At 61.3% G+C, this 6,553-nt stretch carries 5 protein-coding genes; 3 read left to right on the forward strand and 2 right to left on the reverse strand.

The annotated features are described in order from the left end of the window. A partial coding sequence (locus HP499_RS18850) for an FG-GAP-like repeat-containing protein (protein ID WP_216660156.1) occupies nucleotides 1-1,047 on the forward strand: 1,047 nt, incomplete at its 5' end. A gap of 44 nt (nucleotides 1,048-1,091) precedes the next feature. Here the strand turns inward: HP499_RS18850 and HP499_RS18855 are convergent. Next, complete coding sequence (locus HP499_RS18855; protein WP_172325700.1) at nucleotides 1,092-1,916, reverse strand: alpha/beta fold hydrolase; 825 nt, start codon at nucleotides 1,914-1,916, stop codon at nucleotides 1,092-1,094. Between the two features lie 251 nt (nucleotides 1,917-2,167). Here HP499_RS18855 and HP499_RS18860 point away from each other — a divergent pair, with 251 nt between their 5' ends. Then, complete coding sequence (locus tag HP499_RS18860; protein ID WP_172325701.1) at nucleotides 2,168-2,458, forward strand: hypothetical protein; 291 nt, start codon at nucleotides 2,168-2,170, stop codon at nucleotides 2,456-2,458. 852 nt (nucleotides 2,459-3,310) lie between these two features. Here the strand turns inward: HP499_RS18860 and HP499_RS18865 are convergent. Continuing rightward, entirely contained in the window at nucleotides 3,311-4,252 is a 942-nt protein-coding gene (locus tag HP499_RS18865) for a LysR family transcriptional regulator (protein ID WP_172325702.1), read from the reverse strand. Nucleotides 4,253-4,323: 71 nt separating this feature from the next. Here HP499_RS18865 and HP499_RS18870 point away from each other — a divergent pair, with 71 nt between their 5' ends. Next, entirely contained in the window at nucleotides 4,324-6,072 is a 1,749-nt protein-coding gene (locus HP499_RS18870; protein WP_172325703.1) for an L-aspartate oxidase, read from the forward strand. Nucleotides 6,073-6,553 lie beyond the last annotated feature (481 nt).

Below are 6,553 nucleotides of genomic sequence, written 5' to 3' on the forward strand. Positions count from 1 at the left end.
GGTTCGGCTGCTGCATCCAATACTGGATCCGTCCGTATTGTCGATGGGACCACTATGAAGGAGACAGCAAAAATCCCCACGCCTACGCGTGTGAAGAAAATCGTAGTGAACCCGACGAACAACAAAATCTATGTTTCGATGGCCGAGCGAGGCACCACAGTCATTGACGGTCGGAACAACGGCACAACGACGCTGAGGATCTCGCCGTGGCTCATGGCTGCCGTAAACCCGTTCAACAACAAGGTCTACACGGTGGTGTCTAACCACATATCCGTCATTGATGGGAATACACAACCGCCCGTCAAGAACGACTACAACGGAGATCGCACCGCGGACGTCATCGCCAGGGACTCGGCGGGATTGCTGTGGCTCTACCCCGGCGACGGTTCAGGTGGGTGGCTTCCACGTAAGCAGGTGGGACAAGGGTGGAACATCATGACAGCCATCGTCGCGCCCGGAGATTTCAATGGTGACGGTAATGCAGATGTCTTGGCCCGGGATGGAAGCGGACTGCTTTGGCTCTACCCGGGTAACGGCTCGAGTGGTTGGCTTTCACGCGTCCAGGTAGGAAGTGGCTGGGAGAGCATGACGGCAATTGAGGGCATCGGACAGTTTAACGACGACGAGTTCGTCGATATCGTTGCGCGTTCCAGCGAAGGCTGGCTATTTGTCTATCCCGGCGACGGGAACGGCAGTTGGCTGCCTCGCTATTATGCAGGTTTTGGCTGGAACGGGATGTCCGAAATTACAGGCGTAGGAGACTTCAACATGGACAGCACTCCTGACATTGTTGCTCGCGACGCGGCCGGCGCACTCCAGCTTTATCGCAACGGAAGTGGTTGGCTCCCGACGCAGCAGATCGGCCAGGGCTGGAACGTCATGAACTCCCTGGTTGGACCCGGTGACTTCAACGGCGACGGCAAGGCCGACATCCTGGCACGCAACGCAGCCGGTGAGCTGTGGCTCTACGCCGGTAGCGGGGGCGCCGCCTGGCCCACGGCCACAAAAGTGGGCACCGGCTGGAATGTCATGACGGCCATCCTCTAACTCAGTCAGTCTGAGGAGGTAAAGAACGGCTGGCCCGCGGAAGATCAGGGCCAGCCGCTCCGCACATCACCCACAAACCCCACCACATCTGCAGCCACCCGTTCCGGACATTCCCACAGCACCAGATGCCCGGTCTCCTCATAGATCTTTAGACGCGATCCCGGTATCCGTCGGGCCAAGGTCTCCTGATGGTGTCGCGGCACCAGGTGGTCGTGAGCACCCCACAGAATCAGGGTGGGGGCTGAAATGGTGCCGGTTTCTGTTGGCGGCACGGCTTCGTAGTAGCCGCGCAGCGATTGTTTCCACACCGATGCCGGCATTGCGAGACCGTCCTGCACCCGGTCTTCAATATAGGACGCAGGAACCGTGTGCAGGAGCCGATACCAGGACAACGATTCCCGGACCCACTCCTCTGAAACCGGATCAGCCAGGGATTCCACTTCTGCGGCGAACGGCGGCTTCCCTTGCAGGCTCAACGGTGACCCAACCAGAGTCAGCGAAGCCACCAACGCCGGGTGCATCACAGCTAGTTGTTGGGCAACATATCCCCCGCTGGAAGAACCCAGCACGTGGGCACGGACGAGATCCAGGGCATCGAATAGAGCCACAACGTCTTCGGCCGCTTCAATCAGCGAGTAACCACCGGAGGGCTTGTCGGCACGACCATGCCCACGAAGATCCGGTGCCACAATAACCAAGTCCGGAACCGAGGCAATCAGCCGCTCAAAACTCCGCCAGGACTCACCCCAGGCATGCAACAGCAGCAACGGTATGCCGCCGTCGTCGACCGTCTGTTCAAGACGACCTCGCACGAAACAGGGGACGCTGATACCCGTGCTGAGTTTGACAGTCCTGACCTCGGACTCCATGGGGCCAGCGTACGCTCAGCGCTCCCCCGGGACGAGGGCAAAAGGCACTCGGCAAATCACCAGCCAGCGAAACTATGGTTGAAAGGTCCCGCCTGATCCCCCATCAGGCGGGACACTTGCGTTCCGGAGCCTTCCAGTGGTCCAATGCGGCGGCCAGGCGGAGTTGCCCGTCAAAGCCGCATTGAGGGGGTCTGAAGAACTTTAGAGCTATGCTGGCGCCGACGAGGAAAACACGTTGCTGGGGGGACGGTATGAATCTTGGATTGATAATTGCCGGGACCATAATTCTCCTCACTGCATGCCTGTTCTTGCTGCTGGCGATGTTGTACGTCACCCGGCTGGTGGCAAGAACACGAAAGTCCCTCGCGCTACATGACAATGCCCAGGTCATTTCTGACCTCAGGGACGAAGTAACGGCCCGTACCGCTCTGCAGGGCAAGCTCGCCCTTTGGTTTATGGCCATCTTGCCCGTCACCGTCATTTACCTCGCCTGGTTCGGGCCCGTCCTCCTCTTTGCAGCCATGCTTCCTCGCCAGCCTTAGATGGCGGAGTAGAGTGCCGCGGAAGGCTGGACCAGCCGCCGTCCAGGTTTGCTGCCGAGCCTGGCAATCGTCAGGGCTTGTCGCGGCGGGGAACCGGCTGGGGCGGGACGGCAGGGTCAGACGCCGGTAGGCAGAACCTCAGCCCGTCGCCCCAAAATCCGTCGTTAATGCAGTGCAGGGGCACGTGTTCGTCGCCGACCCGAAGCGACGGATTGCGCAAGCGTTTAGAGGAACTAAAGGTTAGTTCCACTGAACCGTCGGGTGAGGCGCAGCTATAGGCTGCGTTCCACGGACTCAGATCTTCACAGGCATCGAGTTCCCGTGATACGCCGTCCCGGTCCACGTACTCCCAGGTCTTGTCCGACTTCTCACCGACCTGAATAACAGAGTTTGGAACGGACCGTGCATAGTCCCGCGTAAAAGGCCGCTCATCGCAACCCGCTGCTGTAAGTGTCAGCAACGCAAGCAGCGCAAACCCCGCTTTAGGTCCTCTACGCATTCGCAAGCCCCTCCCCTTCGCCGTTAACCACGTTCATCAAACCACCCTCAACTTTCACCCGCTCCCCGTACGACTCAATGCAGTGGCTTTCCGACTCACCCGCCACCACGTTCACCAAAGTTATGCTGGCCATCCCCACCGCCAGCACGGCACCAACCGCATTGCGTACCCCGTTGGTGGTAGAGGGATTGCCTCGCTGGTTTCGTGGCAGTCCTGGACGGCGGAAAAGAAATAAAAGTAGGGCTGGACCAACCGTTCCGGTGCACTGTTGGCCGTGTTCCCCCGCGCCTGAAGGCTGAGCCCGCCTGCCGTCGTCGTCGATTTACCGGGCCAGTCACGCAAGCTGCCAGCGGTCAGCCATGTGGCGCCGCCGTGACCAGGCGCGACAATTCGGTGCCCGGAGCCGCGAGGCGGTCTACCGTGTCGAAGATGAACTGCTGCATGGCGGCTGCAGCCGCTGAAGGTCCGACGTCGTTGCGCCGGGCAAGGTTGACGGTCCGCCTCAGCGCTGGACGCACCAGACGCGCGCTGCGAAGCCCGGGCCGGTCAATGACCACCATCGCCGGTACGACCGCCACACCCAGCCCGCGTTCCACGAACCGCAGCACCGCATCCATTTCCCCGCCCTCGACGGCAATCAAAGGCTCGACGCCGGCCGCGGCGAACGCAGCATCAGTGGCCATGCGCAGTTCGTAACTTCGGTTGAACGCCACCTGCGGTACACGCGCAAGTTCCTCGAGGGTAAATTCTTCCGGCAACCCTGAGGTGGAGGCGGAAATAACCACCAGCTCCTCGGACAGCAGAGGGACCAGTTCAGTGCCCGGCACGGAAGGGTCTGTTCCCCGGGTGACCACCAGGGCCAGGTCCAGAGTGCTTTCGTTCAGGGCATCAACCAGAAAACGCGAGCCGCCTTCAGTGATGTGTAATTCCACTCCAGGATGGGTGCTGCGGAAAGCGGCCAGCACGTCCGCCACCAACGAGACGCACAGCGTAGGTGGGGCCCCGAGCCGGACGCGGCCGCGGCGCAATCCCGCGAGTTCCTGAATCTGGTCCTGCGCTGCTTGCGCGTCCCCCAGCATCCGCCGGGCAATGGGCAAGAGCAGTTCTCCCGCATTCGTCAGCGTGATTCCTGAGGGCCTGCGGTGAAAAAGTGCCGTACCAAGATCGGCCTCCAGTGCTGCTATCTGTCGGCTGAGCGATGGTTGAGCAAGATAGAGCTCCTCGGCCGCACGTGTGAAATGCCCTACACGAGCCACTGTTTCAAAGGAGCGCAACTGGTCCAACTTCATGGTCATAGCATAAACGCATCACTGCGAGCAGAATAATTCATTGGAGACATAGCGCCAATCCTCCTAGCGTTGTGGATATGAACCTCTCCTCAACTCCAGAACGTCTCCTGTCCACTTCAGTGCTGGTCATCGGAACCGGCGGCGCCGGCCTGCGCGCCTCCATTGAACTCGCCCAGAGAGGAGTTCAGGTGCTGGCTGTTGGCAAGCGCAGAAAGCACGATGCACACACGAGCCTGGCAGCCGGTGGGATCAACGCAGCCCTGGGCACCATGGACCCCGAGGACAGCTGGGAACAGCACGCAGCCGATACCTTGCGTGAGTCCTACTTCCTGGCCGATCCGGCCATTGTCGAAACCGTCGCCCGGAATGCTGCCCGCGGCATCGAGGACCTTGAGAAATGGGGGATGCCCTTCGCTCGCGAAGAAGACGGCCGCATCTCCCAGCGCTTCTTCGGCGCCCACAAGTATCGCCGAACCGCTTACGCCGGGGACTACACCGGTTTGGAGATCCAGCGGACCCTCATGCGCCGGGCTGCCGAGTTGAACGTACCCATCATCGACACCGTCTACATCACCCGGCTCCTGGTAGCCGACGGCACCATTTTTGGTGCCTATGGCTTCGACGTCGTCGACGGAACCCCTGTGCAGATCCACGCCGACGCGGTCATCCTGGCCGCAGGCGGCCACACGCGCATCTGGCGCCACACCTCCTCACGACGCGATGAGAACACCGGCGACTCTTTCAGGCTTGCCGCGCTGGCCGGCGCCCGCATCCGCGACGCCGAACTGGTCCAGTTCCACCCCTCAGGCCTCCTTGACCCCGACGACGCCGCAGGCACCTTGGTCTCCGAAGCCGCACGCGGGGAAGGCGGGATCCTTACCAACGCCCTCGGCGAGCGCTTTATGGAACGGTACGACCCCGAGCGCATGGAGCTTTCAACCCGTGACAGGGTGGCTCTTGCGGGATTCACTGAGGTTGCCGAAGGTCGTGGGACAGAGAAGGGCGGGGTTTACCTGGACGTCTCCCACTTGCCTCGCGAGACCATCATGGAAAAGCTGCCCCGGGTCTACCGCACCCTGATCGACCTTCAGATGCTGGACATCACCACTACCAAAATAGAGATTGCACCTACAGCTCACTACTCCATGGGCGGGGTCTGGGTGGCACCGGAGGATCACGGGACCGGAGTGAACGGACTCTATGCCATTGGCGAGGCATCCTCGGGGCTGCATGGAGCCAATCGGCTCGGGGGCAACTCACTGATCGAACTGCTCGTCTACGGGCGGATCACTGGCGAACATGTGGCCGAGTACGTACGTTCACGCACCGATGTTCGCCGGGATCCTGCAGCGGTGGGGCTGGCCCACACCGAAATGCAAGGCCTTCTTAACGGGAAGGGTACTGAATCAGCGCGTCGGCTCCAGCGTGAATTGCGCAATCTCATGACCGAGCATGCCGGTGTGGTGCGCACCGAAGAGGGGCTGAAAGCGGGACTCGGGAAGCTGGCTGACCTGGAGGAACGCGCCGGCTTTGTTACGGCGCACCCGGACATCGCAGGTTTCGACGACCTGGCCCACGCCTATGACCTTCTGGGTTCCCTCCTGGCCGCACGAGCCACTCTGGAGTGCGCCATTGAACGACGCGAAACCCGCGGAGCGCACAACCGTGCCGACTTCCCTGAGATGGACCCGTCACTGCAGGGCAACTTTGTCTGGTCACCAGGTGGAGGCGTCAGTTTTGAAACATTGGCTCCTGCTCCCGAGTCCTTCCGGGCCTTGGCCGAGGCCCACGCCGAGGACTCCGTGGCCGGGAAGCTTGTGGAGTAGATCAGAGGGCTCAGGCCTTGGCTTGCGGTAGCTGCCGCAACCTCCACGCGATGATCTCTTGAAGGAGCACAGTGGGCAGCGGGGCATCATGGCGCAGCTGGACGAGATGGTCTGTGGTTCCATATTCGTTCAGCTGCGTCGCGTACTTTCAGGGCAACCGGACCATCGGCTCATGGCGTTGAGGCGGACATTACTCGCGCGGAAGCGACTGCACTCCGGGAGAAGGGGGCCTCCGGCGTAGTGGTGGCCGCTTCTAGCCGCGACGAACAGGCTGCTGCAGCTCGGTCACCCAATCGGACTGATCCTCTGAAATCGCTCGAACATAGAGTTCCCGGCACGGCCCGGAGTGGACTAGCCCTCGAGCGAATATCTCAGCGTGCAAGGCCTCAGCTTTCTGCAATGTGGTCCATGGAGCCGAGATGGACGCCACAGACAGCCGTTTCCACAGCGGGCAACTCGATGATCTCGAAGCCCTCCCGCG

The sequence above is a fragment of the Paenarthrobacter sp. CM16 genome (assembly GCF_013179505.1).
Classification (GTDB): Bacteria; Actinomycetota; Actinomycetes; order Actinomycetales; family Micrococcaceae; genus Arthrobacter.

Excerpts from the sequence above, each read along its gene's own strand:
- HP499_RS18855 (WP_172325700.1), bottom strand. The coding sequence starts at position 1,916 with ATGGAGTCCGAGGTCAGGACTGTCAAACTCAGCACGGGTATCAGCGTC.
- HP499_RS18860 (WP_172325701.1), top strand. The coding sequence starts at position 2,168 with ATGAATCTTGGATTGATAATTGCCGGGACCATAATTCTCCTCACTGCA.
- HP499_RS18865 (WP_172325702.1), bottom strand. The coding sequence starts at position 4,252 with ATGACCATGAAGTTGGACCAGTTGCGCTCCTTTGAAACAGTGGCTCGT.
- HP499_RS18870 (WP_172325703.1), top strand. The coding sequence starts at position 4,324 with ATGAACCTCTCCTCAACTCCAGAACGTCTCCTGTCCACTTCAGTGCTG.